The sequence below is a fragment of the Microcoleus sp. PH2017_24_DOB_U_A genome (assembly GCF_020738205.1).
Lineage (GTDB): Bacteria > Cyanobacteriota > Cyanobacteriia > Cyanobacteriales > Microcoleaceae > Microcoleus.
The window spans coordinates 21659-42103 of record NZ_JAEQCT010000036.1 but is presented as its reverse complement, the minus strand read 5'-3'; the positions used below and the strand labels follow the sequence as shown (position 1 = coordinate 42103).

General features: G+C 44.4%; 16 protein-coding genes. 7 read left to right on the top strand and 9 right to left on the bottom strand.

Annotated features, from left to right (window positions below; genetic code table 11):
* Positions 1-32 precede the first annotated feature (32 nt).
* The 5 genes from JGK07_RS10780 to dnaK all read right to left on the bottom strand — a co-directional run bounded on the left by JGK07_RS10780 (position 33) and on the right by dnaK (position 5262).
* Positions 33-1007 carry an Rpn family recombination-promoting nuclease/putative transposase gene (locus tag JGK07_RS10780; protein ID WP_293183388.1) on the bottom strand — a complete coding sequence of 325 codons (975 nt, stop codon included), beginning with the start codon at positions 1005-1007 and terminating at the stop codon, positions 33-35.
* A 207-nt stretch (positions 1008-1214) separates the two neighbouring features.
* Positions 1215-2276: a J domain-containing protein gene (locus JGK07_RS10775; protein ID WP_293192099.1), complete on the bottom strand. Its 1062-nt coding sequence runs from the start codon at positions 2274-2276 to the stop codon at positions 1215-1217.
* 140 nt (positions 2277-2416) lie between these two features.
* On the bottom strand, positions 2417-2605 hold the full coding sequence (locus JGK07_RS10770; RefSeq protein ID WP_293183384.1) for a four helix bundle protein: 189 nt from the start codon (positions 2603-2605) through the stop codon (positions 2417-2419).
* 112 nt (positions 2606-2717) lie between these two features.
* Positions 2718-2894, bottom strand: coding sequence for a four helix bundle protein (locus JGK07_RS10765; RefSeq protein WP_293183382.1), 177 nt, complete (start codon positions 2892-2894; stop codon positions 2718-2720).
* Between the two features lie 235 nt (positions 2895-3129).
* Complete coding sequence (gene dnaK / locus JGK07_RS10760; RefSeq protein ID WP_293183431.1) at positions 3130-5262, bottom strand: molecular chaperone DnaK; 2133 nt, start codon at positions 5260-5262, stop codon at positions 3130-3132.
* 299 nt (positions 5263-5561) lie between these two features.
* Here dnaK and JGK07_RS10755 point away from each other — a divergent pair, with 299 nt between their 5' ends.
* The 5 genes from JGK07_RS10755 to JGK07_RS10735 all read left to right on the top strand — a co-directional run bounded on the left by JGK07_RS10755 (position 5562) and on the right by JGK07_RS10735 (position 13235).
* Positions 5562-6311, top strand: a complete 750-nt coding sequence (locus JGK07_RS10755) for a Uma2 family endonuclease (RefSeq protein WP_293183380.1) — start codon at positions 5562-5564, stop codon at positions 6309-6311.
* A 71-nt stretch (positions 6312-6382) separates the two neighbouring features.
* Positions 6383-8101, top strand: coding sequence for an SNF2-related protein (locus JGK07_RS10750; protein ID WP_293183378.1), 1719 nt, complete (start codon positions 6383-6385; stop codon positions 8099-8101).
* A 70-nt stretch (positions 8102-8171) separates the two neighbouring features.
* Positions 8172-8570: a hypothetical protein gene (locus tag JGK07_RS10745; protein WP_293183376.1), complete on the top strand. Its 399-nt coding sequence runs from the start codon at positions 8172-8174 to the stop codon at positions 8568-8570.
* Positions 8549-9568 carry a helicase-related protein gene (locus JGK07_RS10740; RefSeq protein ID WP_293192094.1) on the top strand — a complete coding sequence of 340 codons (1020 nt, stop codon included), beginning with the start codon at positions 8549-8551 and terminating at the stop codon, positions 9566-9568. The genes JGK07_RS10745 and JGK07_RS10740 overlap by 22 nt, the downstream gene beginning before the upstream one ends.
* Positions 9569-9743: 175 nt before the next feature.
* Positions 9744-13235, top strand: a complete 3492-nt coding sequence (locus JGK07_RS10735; RefSeq protein ID WP_293196991.1) for a DNA methyltransferase — start codon at positions 9744-9746, stop codon at positions 13233-13235.
* 187 nt (positions 13236-13422) lie between these two features.
* Here the strand turns inward: JGK07_RS10735 and JGK07_RS10730 are convergent, their stop codons facing one another.
* Together JGK07_RS10730 and JGK07_RS10725 are read right to left on the bottom strand one after the other, a co-directional pair.
* Entirely contained in the window at positions 13423-14061 is a 639-nt protein-coding gene (locus JGK07_RS10730; RefSeq protein WP_293183370.1) for a restriction endonuclease subunit R, read from the bottom strand.
* A gap of 93 nt (positions 14062-14154) precedes the next feature.
* The gene (locus tag JGK07_RS10725; protein WP_293183368.1) at positions 14155-14712 is read right to left on the bottom strand and encodes a DUF6009 family protein; all 558 of its coding nucleotides are present in this window, start codon (positions 14710-14712) and stop codon (positions 14155-14157) included.
* A gap of 206 nt (positions 14713-14918) precedes the next feature.
* On the opposite strand from JGK07_RS10725, the gene pds reads away from it, so the two are divergent.
* Both pds and crtB read left to right on the top strand, forming a co-directional pair.
* Positions 14919-16292: a 15-cis-phytoene desaturase gene (gene pds, locus JGK07_RS10720; protein WP_293233442.1), complete on the top strand. Its 1374-nt coding sequence runs from the start codon at positions 14919-14921 to the stop codon at positions 16290-16292.
* A 208-nt stretch (positions 16293-16500) separates the two neighbouring features.
* Positions 16501-17430, top strand: coding sequence for a 15-cis-phytoene synthase CrtB (gene crtB / locus JGK07_RS10715; RefSeq protein WP_293204914.1), 930 nt, complete (start codon positions 16501-16503; stop codon positions 17428-17430).
* 142 nt (positions 17431-17572) lie between these two features.
* On the opposite strand, the gene JGK07_RS10710 is transcribed toward crtB, so the two are convergent.
* Positions 17573-18052, bottom strand: coding sequence for a hypothetical protein (locus tag JGK07_RS10710; RefSeq protein ID WP_293196992.1), 480 nt, complete (start codon positions 18050-18052; stop codon positions 17573-17575).
* Between the two features lie 547 nt (positions 18053-18599).
* Positions 18600-20372, bottom strand: coding sequence for an urease subunit alpha (gene ureC / locus JGK07_RS10705; protein WP_293204917.1), 1773 nt, complete (start codon positions 20370-20372; stop codon positions 18600-18602).
* Positions 20373-20445: the final 73 nt, after the last annotated feature.

The following is a 20445-nucleotide window of genomic DNA, read 5'->3' as shown; positions in this document are numbered from 1 at the left end:
AGTGCGATCCTCTTCGAGGGCTGCGCTAACGGCTATTGGGCGGCTAAATCTTGTGTTTCCAGCCAAGCTGCTAAGTCCGAGATTTGGGTAAAATTGAGCAAAGCTTCTCCTAAATCTTCTAATTTCGCGATCGACAATTCCCCGATTTGACTTTGAACTTCGGGAGTGACAGCACCTACACGGCGTTCCAACAGACGAACAATCAGTGCTATTTGTCCTGTTTTGATTCCTTCTTCTCTGCCTTCTTCTCTGCCTTCTTCTCTGCCTTCTTCTCTGCCTTTTTCTGTTCCTATTCGCACTGCTTTAGATATTGCACCTCGCCGATCTTGGATATAAATCTCCTGTTTTAGCAAGTCACTTAACTCGTCACGATTCAAATTAGCTCTACTTGCTATTGCAAATGCTTTATTGATTTCTGGCACAACTTCCATTGTTTCAGGTACTGTGTTTAAGTCTCTGGCAGTTTTGAGAAAATAAAGCCATTTGTCGGTCAAAGTTTCTAACTCCTCCAGACTTTTTTTAAACTTGGGTAACTCGACAAAAACTAATTCGATATCGTAAATAGGATAATCACTTAAAAACTCTCTTTCTTTCAGAACAAACCGCGAAGTTACTTTGTCAAAATCCTCAAACATTTCAAAATCAGTAATTGTCAAGGCAATCACTGGATTCAACATTACATATTGATCGGCTGTTTCTAATTGCGTGGAATAAGCTTTAGCTGCATTGTACAAAATTCGTTTTTCAAAAGCCTCTACGTTCAAAACCTGCATCTCGATAATGACAGTTGTGCCGTCATTTAAGTTGGCTCTAATATCTAAGTAAGTATCCTTAAGACCTCGAATTAGCGGCAATGAATAAGGATCGACGATTTCTAAACTTTCGATGGTGGGCTGATTGTCATATAGCAAGGCATTCAAAAAACTAATTAGAATGTCTTTGCTATTTTCAGAACCAAAAATTTTTTTGAAGGCAAAATCAGTTTTAGGATTGATGAATGTGAACATATAGGTAATGGGTAATGGGTAATGGGTAATGGGTAATGGGTAATGGGTAATGGGTAATGGGTAATGGGTAATGGGTAATGGGTAATGGGTAATGGGTGATGGGTGATGGGAAACCTCCCTCACCCCCCCCAATGGGCAATTGGGTGATGGGTAAGGTGCGCGCCCTACAATTAGTGATGGGTAAGGTGCGCACTGCGCACCCTACAATTAATTATACAAATTCTGACGCGGTTTGAAAGTCTCAATTTGCCGCAATTTTTCGTACAATTCCCGTTCCTCGTCACTAATTTCCTTGGGAATTAACACCTGAATTTCTACTAGCTGATCTCCCCGATCGCCATTTCCAGTCGGATAGCCCTTATTCGCCAGCCGCAACCGCTTCCCAGACGTGACTCCCGGTGGCAGTTTCATCTTCACCAAGCCGTCTAGAGTCGGCACTTCAATGTCTCCACCAAGTACCGCTTCGCAGGGTGTCAGTGGCAATTCGCAGCAAATATCCGACATTTCCAAGCGGAAAAATGGATGGGGAGAAACGGTGATTTTTAAGTACAAATCGCCACCGCCAATACCTTGATTTCGCAGGCGAATTCGCTGGCCCGATACCATCGCCCCAGGCATATTTACCTCGATCCACCGCCCGTCATCCAAGCGGATGCGCTCGGTACCGCCGGAATAAGCTCTTTCCAAAGGCAGAGTCAGCCTCGCATCAATGTCTTGTCTGATTTCGCGATCGTCTATTTCCCTGGTTTCGCGTCGAATTTCGCGATCGTCCAAATCCCTTCTCTCTTCCCGAGAATTAGCAACATAACTGGTTTTCTTAGAAGCCGTATTCCACGGTTCCGAAGTGGGAACTCGCGGTGCATCATTCTCTGTCGCCATCCTCACTTCCCGGCGCCTTCCGAGGACTTGATCGAGAAATTTATTAAAATCTGAGTAATCGCTAAAATCGATATCTTCGGCAGGCTTTTTGCGGCTATTTTTACTATTTCCCCAACTTGTAAAATTGGGAAGTTTTACGCCTTGTTTGCCTTGAAATCCCTTTTGTTTCCAGAATTTACTAAACTGATCGTATTGAGCGCGCTTTTCGAGATCGGAAAGAATATCGTAAGCTTCATTAATATCTTTAAACCTATCTTCGGAAGATTTATCTCCGGGATTCACGTCAGGGTGTAACTGTCTCGCGAGTCGTCGATAGGCTTTTTTTATCTCGTCAGCCGTAGCATCTCTGGGCACTCCCAGTATTTGATAGTAATTACGAAAGTTTTGCATAATTTGAGAAGGAAGAAGGAAGAAGGAAGAGGGAAGAAGGAAGAGGGAAGAGGGAAGAAGGAAGAAGGAAGAGGGAAGAAGGAAGAGGGAAGAAGGAAGAGGGAAGAGGGAAGAGGGAAGAGGGAAGAGGGAAAGATGTTTTATTCTGGTTTAAGTTTATTGATTGTGCTGACAATTAGTCGTGTGACTTCATCTACTTCTTTAACAACCGGTGATATTTGCTGGTGCGTTCCTAACCCCACTTTTTCAGAAATCACTAAATGAGTATCCAGTTCTCGCAGCGAACCGAGAGTTATTTGTAAATATCGAATATACTCTTTCGTGCTCACCGAATAGCAAGGGTTTGAAGCCCCAGCATGAAGGCAGATTGTGATAAGAACGGAGTTTAAATCTCTGTTCTTATCACTTCGCTGTCAACTGTCAACTGTCAACTGTCAACTGTCAACTGTTTAAACGTCCATATCCCTCAGCAATGTTAGCTGGTACTGATACAGATGCACGGCGAATTTGACTGGTAATACCATAAAGTTCAGATGGATGAAATGATTTGGTTAATTCGTAGCAAAGTTGACAAAGATAAATACCCCGCTGCCAGATGTATTGTTCTCTATGACTCATAAAAAAATATAGTTTTCTCCTTGCTGATTATAGTAATCTCTATCTATTTCCAAGAAGTCTAGTGTAGTAGAGGAGAGAAAAAAGAAGTCCAGAAGAAGTGGAAAAAGGGCGGTCACATATTCTCTGCTAAAAATCCGCTATTTTCCTTCTTCCTTCTTCCTTCTTCCTTCTTCCTTCTTACTTCTTACTTCTTACTTCTTCCTTCTTCCTTCTTCCTTCTTCCTTCTTCCTTCAATTACAACCAATCATCGTCGTCATCCCAGTCGTCGCTTTGATTTTGATAGGGGCGAGTTGGGCGGTTATTGCTGGTTCTGCGATCGGGTGTGCGATCGTATGGGCGATCGGGTGTGCGATCGTAAGATCGATCGCGATCTGGCATACGATCGCGATCGTAAGAGCGATCGTAAGGGCGATCGGGCATTGGATCGACTGTCGATCGCCTGTAGGGCTTAGCATTTTGATAATAGCTGCTGTCATCGCTGCGCCGCTTGGTACTATCGCCTGTAAAAGTCCGCTTCACAGACTCAAAGAAATCATCATCATCGTCATCATCAGCAAAGGCCGCGACTTCCCGACTCAAATCGTAAAGAGCATCCTGCAAATCCGAGCCAACTTGGTCAACTCCCCGCTCATCCTTACGTTCCAAACTGTCTCGCAATTCCCGAATTAAAGTTTCAATGCGCTGGCGGCTTCTTTGGGCAAACTGCATTCCGCGATCGAGTGCAACTTCCCGCAACTGTCGCTCAGCTTGATAAGCCAAAGCCTCAGCGCGATTGCGTTTTTCCACCTTTTCCCGCTGCAACTTATCAGCTTGAGCAAACTGTTCCGCATCGCGAATCATTTGATTCACTTCCTGCTGGCTCAGCGTCGAAGCACCTTGCACAGTAATGCTTTGTTCCCTGCCGGTAGTTTTGTCCAAAGCAGTCACCAACAGCATCCCGTTAGCATCAATATCAAAAGCCACTTGTACCTGCGGGATCCCTCGCGGTGCCGGCGGAATTCCCGTTAATTTAAACCGTCCCAAAGACTTATTATCTCTACCTAATTCCCGTTCCCCTTGGATGATGTGAACTTCTACCACAGTTTGGTTGTTTTCAGCAGTCGAAAAAATATCCGATCGCCTAACTGGAATAGTAGTATTGCGCGGAATCAGTTTTTTCATCACCCCGCCGATGGTTTCCAAGCCCAGGGACAGGGGCGTCACATCCAACAGCAGCACGTCGCGGACATCCCCGCCCAAAATCCCCGCCTGAATAGCAGCACCCACCGCCACAACCTCATCGGGATTGACATTTTGATTCGGTTCGCGATCGATCAAACTCCGCACAATTTCCTGCACCAAAGGAATGCGAGTCGAACCGCCGACCAACACAACTTCATCAATCCGAGAAGGACTCATATTGGCATCAGCCAAAGCTTGTTTCACCGGACGGCGCATCCGCTGCACCAAATCGCTGCACAGCCCCTCAAATTGACCGCGAGTCAAACGCGTTTCCAAATGCAAAGGCCCATCTTCATTTGCATCAATAAACGGCAAATTAATCTCAGTGACGCCAACTCCCGACAGCTCTATTTTTGCTTTTTCTGCCGCTTCGATCAAGCGCTGCAAAGCTTGGCGGTTTTTGCGTAAATCCACGCCTTCTTTTTCTAAGAATTGTTCAGCCAACCAATCAACAATTTTGGAGTCAAAATCATTGCCACCCAACTGAGTATCGCCGCTAGTTGCTTTAACTTCAAATACTCCATCTCCAACATCTAAGATAGATACATCAAAAGTACCGCCGCCCAAATCAAAAACTAAGATTGTTTGACTTTCTCGCCTTTCCAAACCGTAAGCCAAAGAAGCCGCAGTCGGCTCATTTAAAATCCGCTTCACATCAAGTCCGGCAATTCTGCCAGCATCCCGCGTCGCCTGTCGCTGCGAGTCGTTGAAATAAGCAGGAACAGTGATTACAGCCCCCGTAACTTCTTGTCCCAGATAGCGGCTGGCTTCATCGGCCAACTTCCGCAACACCATCGCCGAAATTTCCTCTGGGGCGAAATCTTTTTTCAGGCGAGGGCATTTGATTTTGATGTTTCCGTTGTCGTCGCGGCGAGTTGTGTAAGGGACGCGCTTTGCTTCTGGAGTCAGTTCGGTATATTTGCGCCCGATGTACCGTTTGACGGCGTAAAAGGTGTTTTGGGGGTTGAGAACATTTTGGCGTCTGGCCATTTGTCCGACAAGGCGTTCTCCTTCCTTGGTGAAAGCAACCACCGAAGGAGTTGTCCGCATCCCTTCTGCGTTGGCAATCACAACCGGTTTGCCGCCTTCCATGACGGCTACTACTGAGTTTGTCGTTCCGAGGTCAATGCCAACTACTTTTCCCATACGTCCGTTGTCTCCTGTGGCGTTGTGTGTAGCTTTTTCAATATAAGCGTTAAGTTCGATCGCATTTATTGTACCGCGTCGAGCCACGGGGCTGCGGGGGGGTTATCTCACTTCGGGCTAGCGGTTGGGGTTGGTTGGGTGCGATCGACCTTTTTTCCATATGGCTTTGGCGCAGGGACTGAGGAGCAAATTGATTAGAATGGAGAGCAAAAGTTATCCTATCATCAACATCAAAATTAAAAGCCGTTAGCGCAGCCCTCGAAGAGGATCGCACAAACACCTTCAATCACCATAAAACCATGAAATTCAGCTTAGATGTAGAAAACAATCCCACAGGCTGGCCGGATCATACTCAACTACCCGAATCAGACGGTACTTTTGTGAAGAACTTTCAAGAACATCCCCAAAGCATTTTACTAACCGATTCCATAACTCCTATCTTAGAAAGAATTCACGCTGACGGTAACTATTGTATCGGTCAAGATAGCGGTATTTATTGGCGATTAACTGACCCCTTAGAAAAGGGTGCAGAAGCACCTGACTGGTTCTATGTACCGAATGTTCCACCAACATTGGATGGTAAATTTCGCCCTTATTATGTGTTGTGGCAAGAGTTTATATCACCGTTGATTGTGTTAGAGTTTGTATCCGGGAATGGTGCTGAAGAACGGGACAGAACGCCTTTATTGCGATCGGGCAAACAGGAAACTAAGGCTGGTAAATTCTGGATTTATGAAAATGTCATACATCCGGCATTTTATGGAATTTATGAAGTCAGCAAGGCTAGTGTTGAAGTCTATCATCTGATCGAAGATAGGTATCAATTAGTTGCAGCAAACGATCGCGGTCATTATCCGATTCCACAGTTAGGAGTAGAATTGGGAATTTGGCAAGGTACTTATCAAAATATGGAATTACCTTGGTTGCGCTGGTGGGATAGTGAAGGGAATCTGTTGTTATCGGGGGCCCAAAGAGCCGATCGCGCTGAAGACCAATTAGAGCAATTACGCGCTCAATTGCGATCGGCTGGAATTCAACCAGAACTCTAAAGAAAGAAGAGGAGACGGCAGTGCCGTTTCCCTACAATTAATCTAACATTATTCATCACAGAAAAAACCAAGTGCCACGCATTTTTGACAACATCGAACTATCTCTGCTACCAGCATTACGAGAAACCATTAAACTCTCCTACCGTGCCGATTTTTGCGTGGGCTATTTCAATCTCAGGGGATGGCGGAGCATTGGCGATTTAATCGAAGCATATGTGGGAAATCGGGGAGCATGCTGCCGCCTTTTGGTGGGAATGCAAAGCTTGCCATCCGATGAATTGAATGCTAGTTTTAGCCTGATTTCCCATCATCGGGGGATTGACAATAGTACAATTATTCGCCTCAAAAAACGGATGGCTAAGGAGTTTCGTCATCAGTTGACAATCGGGGCTCCCAGTGATATTGACGAACAAGGCTTACGCAGATTGAGCTATCAGATTAAAACCGGAAAAGTTATTGTTAAATTATTTCTAGCTTATCATCTACACGCGAAGCTCTATCTCGTTCATCGTCACGATCCAAATAGTCCGATTGTCGGTTTTTTGGGTAGCAGCAATCTGACTTTATCGGGACTATCAAAACAAGGAGAATTGAATCTTGATATCTTAGATTCTGATGCTTGTAATAAGTTGCAAAAATGGTTTGAAAACCGCTGGGAAGAATACGGCTGTATTGATATTTCTAAGGAACTCGCCGAAATTCTCGATCGCAGTTGGGCGCGATCCGAACTGATTCCACCCTATCACATCTATCTCAACATTGTCTATCATCTGTCACACGAGGCGATCGCAGGTATTTCCGAATTTCAGATTCCCCGCGATTTTAAGGGTTTATTTCAGTTTCAAGAAGAAGCCGTTAAGCTAGCAGCCCGTCACATTACCAAACGGGGAGGCGTGATTATTGGCGATGTGGTAGGTTTGGGCAAAACTTTAGTCGGTACAGCTATTGCCAAAATTCTCCAAGAAGATTGTCTCTTGGAAACCCTGATTATTTGTCCGAAAAACTTGGTCAAAATGTGGCAGGAGTATGCTGATAAATATCGCCTCCTGGCAAAAGTCTTATCCATCAGTCGGGTACAGCAAGAATTGCCGGAATTGCGACGCTATCGAGTTGTGTTAATTGATGAAAGTCACAACCTCAGAAATCGAGAAGGCAAGCGATATCGAGCGATTCAAGAATATATTGCCATCAATGAAAGTAAATGTATTCTGCTTTCGGCAACTCCTTATAATAAAACCTATTTAGATTTATCTGCTCAGTTGCGACTGTTTATTCCCGAAGACCAAAATTTAGGATTGCGGCCCGAAGCTTTGCTAAATCAATTGGGCGGCGGCAGTCAAGGAGAGTTAGAATTTATGAAGCGACATCAATGTTCGGTGCGCTCTTTAGCGGCTTTTGAAAAGAGCGAACATCCTGATGATTGGCGAGATTTGATGAAGCGCTACATGGTGAGGCGAACTCGCTCGTTTATCAAAGATAATTATGCGGAAACCGATGCAGAAAAAGATCGCAGATATCTAGAATTTGCCAATCGCACTCGCTCCTATTTTCCCGATCGCCTTCCCAGAACCATTAAGTTTTCCTCGGAAACTTCCACAACCAACTCCCAGCTTGACTTTGAGGAAATTGTCGAAGTCATCAACGCCCTAAATCTGCCCCGTTACGGACTCGGAAATTACATCGCCAAAAAACCCAAACAACAGCCGACTGAAGCAGAACAGCGACAGTTAAATGCCCTATTTCGTGGCGGTCGTCGGTTGATGAGATTTTCCGCGGACAAACCTGTTTAAACGGCTAGAAAGCAGCGGGAGTGCGTTTATTCAGTCGATCGAGCGGCACATCCTGCGGAATTTTGTTTATTTGTATGCGATCGGGCAAAACTCCGATATCCCGATCGGCACTCAGGATGCAGAATTGTTGGATACCCGCAACAGCGATGAAGATGCTGATTCAGTGGTAATTAGCAATTTTGATAGCGAAGAAACCGAAGATGATTCGGAGCATCTCAGTGTTGCGAATATACCCGTAGGGGAGAAGCATTTCGGCAGTAAATCTTTGCTTATTACTAATGAATTATCTGCCGGAATGCTTCGCCCTGACCAAATTGAGATGCACCCAGATGATTCGGGCGAACTTTTAGATATCGAAGCCGAATTGCTGTTCAACAAAAAAAGCTTTAAGCAGCGGGCAGAAGTAGTTTATGGAGAATATAAAACACGCTATCAACGCAGATTTAAATGGCTAAAATGCGCGTCTTAATTACCACCGACATTCTGAGTGAAAGGCACAATTTACAAGACAGTGCAATTATCGTTAACTATGACTTACCTTGGGCAATCATCCGGTTGATTCAGCGGGCGGGAAGAGTAGACAGAATCGGGCAAACAGCCGATCGCATTTTGTGCTATTCATTTTTGCCAGACGAAGGAGTAGAACGGATTATCAATCTCCGCGCCAGACTGCGCCGACGGTTACAGGAAAATGCCGAAGTTGTCGGCACCGACGAGACATTTTTTGAGGACGATTCACCACAAGTCATTCTGGATATTTACAATGAAAAATCCGGGATTTTAGATGGAGAAGAAGATGCCGAAGTTGACCTAACATCAGAAGCTTTTCAGATTTGGAAAAATGCGACTGACAATAATCCGACTTTGAAGAAAACCATTGAATCAATGCCAAATGTAGTTTACTCAACTCGCGCTCATACACCCGTACCATTGCAGCCAGAAGGAGTTTTATTGTACATGAAAACTACCGAGGGTAATGATTCGTTGATTTGGGTCGATCGCGCGGGAAACAGTGTCACACAATCGCAAATCGCAATATTAAGAATTGCCGCCTGCGACGAAGCGACTCCTGCCATTTCGAGAGACAAACAGCATCACGAATTAGTCAAAAAAGGTGCTGAATTGATAGCAGAAGAAGAGTTAACTGCGGGCGGACAATTAGGGAGATCCTCCGGTGCTCGGTTCCGAACCTACGAACGTTTGAAAAATTACGCGCAGTCCATGCGTGGTACAATATTCGCATCCGAGGAATTGGCAAAAGCCATTGATGAAATTTACCGCTATCCCCTGCGCCAGTCGGCAATTGACACGTTGAATCGGCAGTTAAAAAGCGGTATTGGCGATCGGGCATTAGCAGAATTAGTCGTAGGATTGAGGATGGATGACCGTTTTTGTATAGTTAGTGAAGATGGAGACAAACGGGAACCAATGATTATTTGTTCTTTAGGCTTGTTTCAGAGGATATAATTATTGGGAGTCGAGAAACCGGGAACGGGCAAGATGCCCATTCCAAAATCAAATTAAGTCTTGTGGAACGGGCATCTTGCCAGTTCTTGAAAATAGTACAACATCTCAGATTTAACTTACTTCTTCCTTCTTCCTTCTTCCTTCTTCCTTCTTCCTTCTTCCTTAATATATAACCATGCCGCAAACACTTACAGAATCCCGTCAACTTCTCCAAGACTTTGAATTCAACAAACTATTCGTCCAACAACTCGGTTGGGATAATCCATCATCCCGCAAAACCATACCCACAGAAGTTGATGGCGAGACTTATTCCCGAACAGCCATCGCCCAACTTTTAGGAGTAGTTATATATGAAATTACCACCGCTAGCGGTAACATTCCCAATGCGGCCCAAAGATTGACAATCTATCGCGAAATTGTCCAGATATCCCGCGAAAATATATTAATTTTTATTGATGCAAATCGGACTAAATCTCTTTGGTATTGGGTGAAGTGCGAAGGTACAAAACTTTATCCTCGCGATCGTGTATATGTGAAACGGGAACCTTGCGATTTAATGTTGAGTAAAGTCACAGCTTTAAAAGTTGAATTAGCAGAATTAGGAACGCTATCGGTGATTGATGTCGCCCAAAGATTGCAGGCTGGATTGGATGTTGAACGAGTTACTAAGAAGTTTTTTGAAGAGTTCAAACAGCAACACGTTGAATTTTTAAGTGTGATTTCCGGGATAGATAAGGAGACAGACAGGCGCTGGTATACTTCGGTTTTACTCAACCGTTTGATGTTTGTTTATTTTTTGCAGCGCAAAGGGTTTATCGACAGCGGCAAAATGCTATATTTGCAGGAAAAGTTAGCTGAAAGTAAACTGCGGGGAACCGATTTATTTTACTCGGAATTCTTGAAAACACTGTTTTTTGAGGGATTTGCTAAGCCACAATATGAACGAAGTTCTCAGGTTGAAAGGCTGATTGGCAATATTAAATATTTGAATGGGGGACTATTTCTGGAACATCCCATCGAACAGAATTATCTGAATATTGCTATACCCGATGCTGCTTTCGAGAAAATATTAGATTTATTTGCGCGCTATTCTTGGAATCTCGACGATACGGTTGGTGGGAAGGAAAACGAAATTAATCCGGCAGTTTTGGGATACATCTTTGAGAAATACATTAACCAAAAAGCCTTTGGTGCTTATTATACCAGGCCGGAGATTACTGAATATTTGTGCGATCGCACAATCAACAAACTAATCCTCGATAAAGTCAACCAATCCCTCAACTCCTCCAACTCTTCCTCCCCCTCCCCCTCTTTCTCCCCCCTTAGCAAGGGGGGCCGGGGGGGTTCTTCTCATCAATTTGAAACAATCACCGAACTCCTCACCAATCTCGACGCAAATCTCTGCCGCCGCCTACTAGAAGAAATCCTCCCAAACCTCACATTATTAGACCCAGCCTGCGGTTCCGGCGCGTTTTTAGTCGCAGCGATGAAAACGCTGATTTACATCTATTCAACAATCATCGGTACAAGCAAGTTTTTAACCGACCACTACCTCAACGACTTACTCAAAACCATCGAAACAGAGCATTCATCACTCAACTATTATATCAAAAAACGGATTATCAGCGACAACCTCTACGGCGTGGATATCATGCCGGAAGCAGTGGAAATTGCGAAATTGCGACTATTTTTAGCCTTAGTTTCGGCGGCGCAGAATGTCAGCGACTTGGAACCGCTGCCGAATATTGATTTTAACATCATGGCTGGCAATTCCTTAATTGGATTGATTCGGGTTGATGAAGAACGATTTGATTCTGTAGGAAATTCGCGCCAAGGTAATTTACTGCAAATTTTAGCTTCTGCTAATTACAAAGGAATTTTAGCGGACAAGAATAAGTCGATTGATTTATATAAAAAACACGCTTTTCAGTCTGGGGAAGAGGAAGGAACTTCTCAAGAATCGCGATTATTGAATTTGCGGCAGCATATTGAAAAGTTAAACCAGGAGTCGCAAGTCAAGTTAAATCAGTTATTGTTTGATGAGTTTACCAGGCTGAAAATTAAGTACGAAGAGGTGCAGTTAGCGGGGAAACCTCATAAACGAGTTTTAACTATTGATGATATTGCAAGATTGCAACCGTTTCACTGGGGATATCACTTTGACAGAATTTTAGAACGGGGAGGATTTGATGCGATTATTGCTAATCCACCTTGGGAAGTTTTCAAGCCAGATGCTAAGGAGTTTTTTGCTAATCATAGCAATTTAGTGACGAAAAAAAAGATGGATATTAAGAGCTTTGAAAAAGAGCAAAAGAAACTCTTGCAAGATTCTGAAGTTGCTAATGCTTGGTTGGAATATCAGAGCAATTTTCCCCACATTAGTGCTTACTATTGTTCAGCAGAACAGTACAAAAATCAGATTTCGATTGTCAATGGTAAAAAAGCAGGTACGGATATTAACCTCTATAAACTTTTTGTAGAACAATGTTTTAATCTCTTACGCAGAGGTGGCGAGTGCGGGATTGTGATTCCCAGCGGCATTTACACTGACTTGGGTACTAAGCAACTGCGGGAAATGTTATTTAGTCAAACACAAGTCACGGGGTTATTTTGTTTAGAAAATCGCAAAACAATTTTTGAAGGGGTTCATAAGAGTTTCAAAATAGTTGTTCTTACTTTTGAGAAGGATGGGATAACAACTGAGTTTTCCTCTGCTTTTATGCGTCTTGATGTGGAGGAACTGCAAAGGTTTCCTAATGCTGATAGCTTGCGAATTAGCGTTGAATTAGTGCGGAAGTTATCTCCTGACTCTCTGTCGGTGATGGAGTTTAAAAATGATGGAGATATTCGGATTGCTGAAAAAATGCTGCAATTCCCGTTACTTGGCGAACAGATTAAGGGGAAATGGAATTGTATACTACATCGCGAATTTGACAGGGGTAACAGAACTGATTTTTTTCAACTTCAAGCCACAAGCAATAGTCTACCACTTTTTGTAGGAAAAATGTTTCATCAATTCACTAAAACTGATGAATCTGCGCCATACTGGATCGAAGAAAAAATGGGGAGAAAAGAATTACTTGGAAATAATAAAGATTGCAATCAGATACTTGATTATCAATGCTATCGTTGGGTACATCGACGAATTGCTCGTAATACTGACTCGCGTACATTAATTACGACCATTGCTCCCAGCAGAGTGTTCTTTGATAATAATAGTACCAGTATCGATTTAGGTAAATCTAAAATTGGTCAAGCAGAAATGTTGGCTTTTTGTGCAATGTGTAACTCTTTTATTGTGGATTGGTTTCTCCGTCAAAAAGTGACTACAACTCTTAATATGTTTTATATTTACCAAATTCCTATCCCGCGATTAACCACTGGTGACAAATACTTCTCGGACATCGTACAGCGCGCCGCAAAACTGATCTGCACTGCCCCAGAATTTGACGAATTAGCCCAAGAAGTCGGCTTAAACTCGCACCGAGAAGGCGTTACCGATGAAACAGAACGCGCTAAATTGCGAGCGGAATTAGATGGCATCATCGCTCACCTTTACGAATTAACGGAAGCAGAATTTGCGTATGTTTTGACTACTTTTCCGATCGTCCCAGAAGCTGTAAAACAAGCAGCATTGGCAGCATATCGCACGTTTTCATGTATGTAAAAGTATTGTAGGGTGCGTCAGCCCACAGCGTTTACCTTAGCTTTTGGAGCGATTGAGCTGACGCACCCTACAGGCCTCGTTAGTGGTTTAAATGCGTAACCTTTCCAAGCAAAAAAACTGGGTTTTTCACTGAATCTGCGGGTGAAAATCAAAGATTTTTGCAAAAACCCGGTTTCTGATTCCCCCACTAACTCAGATTACCTACATTCAACTCACCGAGGCGCTTCAAAATACTCAGCACGGTGTACAACTCGTTCCCTGGATTTAAAAGGCAAAACTTCCGAGAAAAAGCGTACTGCGGTGTTTCCCCCTTAACTAATTTGACAAATAGAAAATCTGCCCCATTCGTTAACAATCCGTAAGTAGGTCGATCGCTCTTCAGATTAGCTAACATATAAGCTAGCAACTGCGGAATCCCTACTTCCAAAGAGAACGCCGCTTTCTTGGACTCGATAACTACTACCCAAAACTCCTGAAACAAAGCTAGAACATCCAACTGTCCCCTGACAATCATTCCTTCATCTTCGTCAACAATTTCTACAGACTTTTCGGAAGTAACGTGAAAAGGAGCAAGATAAAAATCTGCTAAATCCAACAATGGAGACAATACTACCATTTTGACTGTATTTTCTAGAAGTGGGGGATATTCTAGTAAATTTGTGTAACTTGCTTGCACTCTGTCTAATCGCTGTTTCTCAGCTTCTGAGATTTCTGGCAAATTATCCTGCCACTCGCGAAAGAATTGGTCATCTCTGACTAATTTAATTCCAAATTTTGTTCTCAAGCCGTACATCGTGACATTTCGAGCTTGAATTGTTTGTACCATCGTTTTATACTAAGTTTAAAGTCTATACAGATTGTGCCCTCAAGTGGTCATTCCCATCTATAAAATAGATGTTTTACCTAATGGCTGTATCTATTAGCTCTTGATTTCCAACACAGAAACTCTCTTTTCAAGTTCTAATAGCCTCTGAATCATTGGTATATCTTCGACAGAATCTAGATGACTAGCTAGAGCGCTAACTATGACATCAGTTTGAGATATGCCCGTTTGCTGAACATATCTTTTGAGCTTGCTAAAAAGACTACGGGGAACTCTCACAGCTATTTGAGATTTCTTACTCGGAGATAGCCCTTTGTGTTTAGGTTCTATACTTAATGGTTCTACTGCTTCAGTAGGATGATCTGCCTGTGTAGAGCTACCTACTTTGTAAGCTTCATAGTCATTTTCACGAAGTGTGAAAATTCGTCTGATAAAACACTTATGATTTCCGGTAGGAGGGGCATCATCTTCTAATTCTGCATACCCCACTAAAGTTTGACCTTGCTGAAGCTCTGAAAGACGTTTTTTAGAGACTCCTTTTCTGGTAGAAAAATTTACCTCGCTCTCTCGCACCCAAGGCATTTTGCTGATATCTACAAGCCAGGCAATTTCGGCTTCGTGCCTTAAGGTCTCGTCGCTGACAAAACTGTTCATAGTTTTTATTTTCAGTATGTTTACTAATTATAGCACGTAGGGCAAAAAATAGCAACTGCATGGCAAATTTCCCTAAAAATAGCTAAGAACCAGATCGCCCCGCACCGGACACGGCACAACCACGTCCCTACAGATTGCCCAAAATTTTGTAACGAGTTGTAAAGTATAATGAACACAAAGTGAATATAGAGGCCAAGTAGTATTAAATGCGAGTTGCGATCGCCGGAGCAGGCTTAGCAGGACTTTCCTGCGCTAAATATCTTACCGATGCGGGTCACACCCCCATCCTCCTAGAAAGTCGGGACGTACTCGGCGGTAAAGTAGCCGCCTGGAAAGATGCAGACGGCGACTGGTACGAAACCGGCCTCCACATCTTCTTCGGTGCATACCCAAATATGCTGAAACTCTTCAAAGAACTTGACATTGAAGACAGGCTGCAATGGAAAGAACATTCGATGATTTTCAATCAGCCGGAAACGCCCGGAACCTATTCTCGCTTTGACTTTCCCAATATTCCGGCTCCGTTGAATGGCCTTGTGGCTATCCTCAGAAACAACGATATGCTCACCTGGGCCGAAAAAATCAGTTTCGGCATCGGTTTGCTTCCGGCGATACTTCAAGGCCAGAAATACGTCGAAGAAATGGACAAATACTCGTTTTCAGACTGGCTGAAAAAGCAAAACGTCCCCCCCAGAGTCGAAAAAGAAGTATTCATCGCCATGTCCAAGGCGCTGAATTTTATCGACCCCCACGAAATATCTGCAACCATTCTGCTGACAGCCCTCAACCGCTTCTTGCAAGAGACAAAAGGCTCGAAAATGGCCTTTTTAGACGGTTCCCCTACGGAGAGGTTGTGTCAGCCGATGGTAGACTACATAACTGAACGCGGTGGCGAAGTCCGGCTGAATGCACCCATCAGAGAGTTTTTGCTCAATGATGACAATACGGTGCGCGGTTTCCAGATTGGCGGCGTCAAGGGGGCCGAGGAAGAAATTCTGACGGCGGATCTTTACGTTTCGGCGATGCCGGTTGACCCGCTAAAGTTGATGATGCCGAAACCTTGGGGCGAAATGGATTATTTCAAAAAGCTCGAAGGTTTGGAGGGAGTACCGGTGATTAATGTACACTTGTGGTTCGATCGCAAGCTGACAGATATCGACCATTTGCTATTCTCGCGATCGCCCTTACTGAGCGTCTACGCCGACATGAGCAACACCTGCCGCGAATATGCCAACCCAGACAAATCCATGCTGGAACTGGTACTCGCACCCGCCAAAGACTGGATTGGCAAATCTGACGAAGATATCGTCGCAGCCACAATGGTCGAGTTAGAAAAACTCTTTCCCGACCAAATCCCAGAACCCGCCAAAGTGCTCAAATATCACGTAGTCAAAACCCCACGTTCCGTCTACAAAGCCACCCCCGGACGCCAGGAATGCCGTCCCTCGCAAACAACTCCGATTAGCAATTTCTATCTAACGGGGGATTATACGATGCAGCGTTATCTTGCGAGTATGGAAGGTGCCGTGCTTTCTGGTAAGCTGACAGCGCAGGCTATTTCAACTGCCAATAAAAAATGAAAAATTAAGAATTTTTCATAAAGACTGGGGCTGACGCACGGGCGACCAGAAACCGGGTTTTTAGCCAAAATATTTGCTTAGAACCCTCAATCTCGGTTCAAAAACCCAGTTTCTTTGTTCAGATGCGTAAGTCCTCAAGACGTAAAAGAATCTCCTGTTGTCTCAACGGGGGAATGTCAGTTCTAATCTTTAAATTTCTTATTCTCGGATGCTGCAACTGTCAAAACTCCAGTGCATGAGAACTCTGGCCTCTTTGGATGAATCCTACGAACTGTGCCGCCAAGTCACAGCGAGTTATGCCAAAAATTTTTATTTAGGCACTCAACTCATGCCCGAAGCCAAGCGTCGGGCAATCTGGGCGATTTACGTCTGGTGCCGCCGCACCGACGAACTCGTAGACGGGCCTGGTTCTGAGGCTACGACCCCTGAAACGCTAAATTTGTGGGAAAAACGCCTAGAATCTGTGTTTGCGGGCCATCCCCACGATGATTATGACGTGGCTTTGGTGGATACGCTGTCTCGTTTCCCGATCGACATTCAGCCGTTTCGAGAGATGATTGCGGGCCAGCAAATGGACTTATACCGCAGTCGCTACGAAACTTTTGAAGAGCTCAATCTTTACTGTTACCGAGTAGCCGGCACTGTTGGGCTGATGTCGATGTCTGTGATGGGCGTAGACGAATCCAACTCTGCGGCTAATTGGAATTGGCACTGGGGGAATAGAATTCCCAAAGAAGAAGCCGTCGCCCTCGGTATAGCCAAGCAGTTGACGAATATTCTGCGCGATGTGGGAGAAGATGCCCGCCGTGGCCGCATTTACATTCCCTTAGAAGACTTAGCTTTGTTCAACTATACCGAAGAAGATTTATTCAACGGTGTAATTGACAACCGCTGGCGGGAATTGATGCGCTTTCAAATTCAGCGAGCTCGCAAATTATACGCCAGCGCCGAACCGGGAATTAAAGTGCTCAGTCCCGATATCCGCTGGACAGTGTGGGCTGCTACGATGTTGTACAGCAGAATCTTAAATGCGATCGAGTGCAATCAGTACGATGTGTTTCAGAAGCGGGCATACGTTACCAATTCTCAGAAACTGTTGTGTCTCCCCGCCGCTTGGTTGAAGTCAAAAGTGCTTTAGCAGCGGGCAATTTGGCTGGCGATTCGGCAACGGGTAAGGGCTATTTGTCAAGTTACAAATTATATGATGTCCAGCAAATTGCAAATGAGATTTGTAGGGACACGGCAGTGCCGTGTCCTTAACTGTTTTGTGTTAATTGGAGTCAAAGTGGTGGTGTAGTGGTTGAATTTTTCAATTGGGCGATCGTACTTTCGAGCAATTCCTTTTCCTGTTGTAGTTTTGCCTCTAAATTTTGAATTTGTTCGCGGCGGGCTTCAACTTCGATAAAGCGGCGAGACAACTCTTGACTTTGCAAGGTGAGAGATTGCCGCCACCCTTCCGCCTTCTGGGCTTCTTGCTGCAAAAAATCGGGAGTAAAGCCTGTTGTTAAATACTTCTGAACTAATTCTAGCACCCAGTTTGTAGCCGATTGAATATGCAACAAAATCTTGCTATTTTCGCCAATATCTGCTAATACTAGCATCCCTTCATTTAAAACATTGCGATCGAAATCTGGCGGTAGCGTCAAGACAGTTTCTTGAAAAAGAATAGCCCATGTCTCATCATAATTTTGACAAGCCAGCAATTGCAGACTTATCTCACCTGAAATTTCCTTCTTTTGTACTTGGGCTAAATATAGCATAAGCGTAATTGGTAATTGGTAATTGGTAATTGTAATTGGTAATTCATAATTTGCCGTGTTAGAACAATTTGTTATATTTTTGAAACCAAATTTGTAGGGGCGGGTTCACCAACAATTTACGGTAAAAATGAATAACTTCATAAACCCGCCCCCGCCCACCAACAATACAAATGTACCATAATTTATTGGTTGGTGAAATGTTCATCTAAATAATCGCGGGGATGGGGCGGGTTTATGAGATTGTTTGTGGATTTCATAGATAGTTGGTGAACCCGCCCTACGGAATTTTGGGATTGTTTTGATGAGGCTATTGAAACCAAATTTGTAGGGGCGGGTTCACCAACAATTTACGGTAAAAATGAATAATTTCCTAAACCCGCCCCCGCCCCACCAACAATACAAATGTACCATAATTTATTGGTGAAATGTTCATCTAAATAATCGCGGGGATGGGGCGGGTTTATGAGATTGTTTGTGGATTTCATAGATGGTTGGTGAACCCGCCCTACGGAATTTTGGGATTGTTTTGATGAGGCTGCACAACCAATCAAAACAGAAAATATCTCTGCGCCATTGGCAAAACAGTTGCCGGTTCGCAAGTCAACAATTGTCCATCCGCCCTCACTTCATAGGTTTCTGGATCGACTTCCATGTGCGGCAAATAATCGTTGAGTTTCATATCTCTTTTACTAATCTGCCTTGTCCCGGAAACTGCTACAGTTGGCTTTTGTAAACCGAGCTGTGCTGCAATATCTCGATCGCGCGCCACCTGCGAAACAAACGTCAAACAAGTCGCCCCAATTGCCCCCCCAAAGCTGCCAAACATCGGCCGCATATGCACCGGCTGCGGCGTCGGAATGCTCGCATTAGCGTCCCCCATCTGCCCGTAGGCGATCGCACCACCCTTAATTACCAACTCCGGTTTCACCCCAAAAAACGCCGGCCGCCACAAACACAAATCCGCCAACTTACCCTCTTCCACCGAACCCACATACTGACTAATTCCGTGAGTAATCGCCGGATTAATCGTGTATTTAGCAACGTACCGCTTCGCCCGAAAATTATCATTTCCCCCCTCTATTCCCCCCCCTTGGTAAGGGGGGGTTATCCCTCTTGTTTCCCCCCCTTGGTAAGGGGGGGTTAGGGGGGGTAAATTCCCCCTTTGCACCTTCATCTTATGCGCCGTTTGCCAAGTCCGAATAATCACCTCTCCCACTCTTCCCATGGCCTGCGAATCAGAAGAAATCATACTAAAAGCACCCAAATCGTGCAAAATGTCCTCAGCAGCAATAGTTTCCCTTCTAATTCTCGACTCAGCAAAAGCCACATCCTCAGGAATCCCCCGATCCAAATGGTGGCAAACCATCAACATATCTAAATGTTCTTCCAAAGTATTGACAGTGTAAGGGCGAGTCGGGTTAGTAGACGAAGGCAAAACATTAGCTTGGCCGCACACTTTAATAATATCCGGTGCGTGTCCGCCGCCAGCACCTTCTGTGTGGTAAGTGTGAATTGCCCGATTTTTAAACGCAGCAATTGTAGCTTCCACAAATCCCGCTTCATTCAGAGTGTCTGTGTGAATTGCCACCTGCACGTCGTACTCATCAGCTACATTCAAACAATTGTCGATCGTTGCTGGCGTAGTTCCCCAATCTTCATGAAGCTTCAAACCCATTGCACCCGCCAAAACTTGCTCGACTAATCCTTGAGGTTGACTGCTATTTCCCTTACCTAAAAATCCCAGATTCACCGGAAAAGCATCGGCTGATTGCAGCATTCTGTACATATGCCAAGGCCCCGGAGTGCAAGTTGTAGCGTTTGTACCCGTTGCTGGGCCAGTGCCGCCGCCGATCATGGTAGTGACTCCAGAGGCGATCGCCACTTCGATTTGTTGCGGGCAAATAAAATGAATGTGAGTATCAACTCCCCCCGCCGTCAGAATCATTCCCTCACCAGCAATTACTTCCGTGCCGGGCCCGATAATAATATCTACCCTATCTTGAATGTAAGGATTTCCGGCTTTCCCAATTTTAAAAATCTTGCCATCTTTAATCCCAATATCTGCCTTGACAATCCCCCACCAATCCAATATCAAAGCATTAGTAATTACCGTATCAACAGCACCATCAGCATTAGAAATAGGCGACTGTCCCATGCCATCGCGAATGACTTTACCGCCGCCAAACTTAACTTCATCCCCGTAGGTTGTGAAATCTTGTTCAACCTCTATGAATAACTCAGTATCAGCTAACCGCACGCGATCGCCCGTTGTCGGCCCGAAGGTTTCCGCGTAAGCGCGGCGATCCATTCTGTAACTCATGCTTTCTCCTAATATAAATATTTTTTTAGTTGGCAGTTGAGGCTCGCTTAAATTATACTATGTGCCGAGTTCT

Coding starts and splice junctions, on each gene's coding strand:
- JGK07_RS10780 (WP_293183388.1), bottom strand. CDS start 1,007: ATGTTCACATTCATCAATCCTAAAACTGATTTTGCCTTCAAAAAAATT.
- JGK07_RS10775 (WP_293192099.1), bottom strand. CDS start 2,276: ATGCAAAACTTTCGTAATTACTATCAAATACTGGGAGTGCCCAGAGAT.
- JGK07_RS10765 (WP_293183382.1), bottom strand. CDS start 2,894: ATGAGTCATAGAGAACAATACATCTGGCAGCGGGGTATTTATCTTTGT.
- dnaK (WP_293183431.1), bottom strand. CDS start 5,262: ATGGGAAAAGTAGTTGGCATTGACCTCGGAACGACAAACTCAGTAGTA.
- JGK07_RS10755 (WP_293183380.1), top strand. CDS start 5,562: ATGAAATTCAGCTTAGATGTAGAAAACAATCCCACAGGCTGGCCGGAT.
- JGK07_RS10740 (WP_293192094.1), top strand. CDS start 8,549: ATGGCTAAAATGCGCGTCTTAATTACCACCGACATTCTGAGTGAAAGG.
- JGK07_RS10735 (WP_293196991.1), top strand. CDS start 9,744: ATGCCGCAAACACTTACAGAATCCCGTCAACTTCTCCAAGACTTTGAA.
- JGK07_RS10730 (WP_293183370.1), bottom strand. CDS start 14,061: ATGGTACAAACAATTCAAGCTCGAAATGTCACGATGTACGGCTTGAGA.
- JGK07_RS10725 (WP_293183368.1), bottom strand. CDS start 14,712: ATGAACAGTTTTGTCAGCGACGAGACCTTAAGGCACGAAGCCGAAATT.
- pds (WP_293233442.1), top strand. CDS start 14,919: ATGCGAGTTGCGATCGCCGGAGCAGGCTTAGCAGGACTTTCCTGCGCT.
- crtB (WP_293204914.1), top strand. CDS start 16,501: ATGCTGCAACTGTCAAAACTCCAGTGCATGAGAACTCTGGCCTCTTTG.
- JGK07_RS10710 (WP_293196992.1), bottom strand. CDS start 18,052: ATGCTATATTTAGCCCAAGTACAAAAGAAGGAAATTTCAGGTGAGATA.
- ureC (WP_293204917.1), bottom strand. CDS start 20,372: ATGAGTTACAGAATGGATCGCCGCGCTTACGCGGAAACCTTCGGGCCG.